Source organism: Morganella sp. EGD-HP17 (assembly GCF_000512315.2).
Classification (GTDB): domain Bacteria; phylum Pseudomonadota; class Gammaproteobacteria; order Enterobacterales; family Enterobacteriaceae; genus Morganella; species Morganella morganii.
In genome coordinates this window covers 1-1,068 of sequence record NZ_AZRH01000065.1, presented here as the reverse complement: position 1 = coordinate 1,068, position 1,068 = coordinate 1, and the positions used below count along the sequence as shown (strand labels likewise).

The window sequence follows — 1,068 nt, the reverse complement described above, 5'->3', positions numbered from 1 at the left end:
CTGCCCCACGTGCCCAGCTGCAGGGTCGCCTTCAGCCCCGTGCCCGCGGTATCCGCTGTATACGCGGCCGTGTACGTGCCGTCACCGTGGTCAGTCCAGCTGCTGCCGGCTTTCTGTGTGGCATTCGGCACCGTCACCGTGGTGGCCGTTAAGGCCGCCGATTCACCGGCAACATTATTTCCCTGTTTATCCTTTAAGCTGACAGTCACAATAATCTCACTGCCGGCAATGTAGCTGTTTTTATCAGTTGATACCGCAGATGAAAAAGGCACCGCCTCACCGGCCGTAATATCATACGCCGCCGAAGAATCCGCACCGCTCCATCCCGTTAACTGAAGTGTGGCTTTTAACTGTGTGCCGGCTTTTTCCGCAACATACGTTCCGGAGTAAGTTCCGTCAGCATTATCAGTCCAGCCGGTGCCGGTTTTCACCGATGAACCGGGGACGGTTACTGAACTGCCGGTCAGTGAGGATGACTGACCGGTAACCATATTCCCCTGCGCATCTTTCAGCGTCACCGTCACCCGGATGTCATCACCGGACGCATACGTTACGTTATCAACCGCAATCGCGGAATTTAACTGAACCGGACTCCCTGACGTCACCGAATACGGTGATGATACCGAATCCGCGCCCCAGCCGGTTAACCGCAGTGCGGCAGTCAGCCCCGTGCCGGCCGTCTCTGCCACATACAGACGGGTGTAAGTCCCGTTGCCGTTATCGGTCCATCCGCGTCCCGGCTCTGAAACGGCGCCGGCAACACGGACAGCAGCGTCAGTCAGTAATGAAGACTGCCCTGTGACAGGGTTACTGTTCGCGTCTTTTAATGTTACCGTTACCGCAATATCACTGCCTGCGGGATACGCGGCTTTGTCCGTGCTGATGGCCGAGGTGCTTTGTACCGGCGATGTCGCGGTCAGTGTCACCGCTGCCGCTCTGACCGGTAATGCCTGACCGTTAACCGTCACCAGGACGGCCGCCTCACCGGCTCTTGTTCCCGAAAGCACAGCGGAATAACTGCCGTCACCGTTACCGGAGGCGGCACTGATGACGGTATCCGGTAACGGC

Annotated in this window: 1 protein-coding gene; it reads right to left on the bottom strand. The window is 58.1% G+C overall.

Going from position 1 to position 1,068, the window contains the following annotated elements; translation table 11 throughout:
* The coding region (locus tag X965_RS18740; RefSeq protein WP_036419854.1) for an invasin domain 3-containing protein at positions 1-1,068 on the bottom strand (1,068 nt) is incomplete at both ends.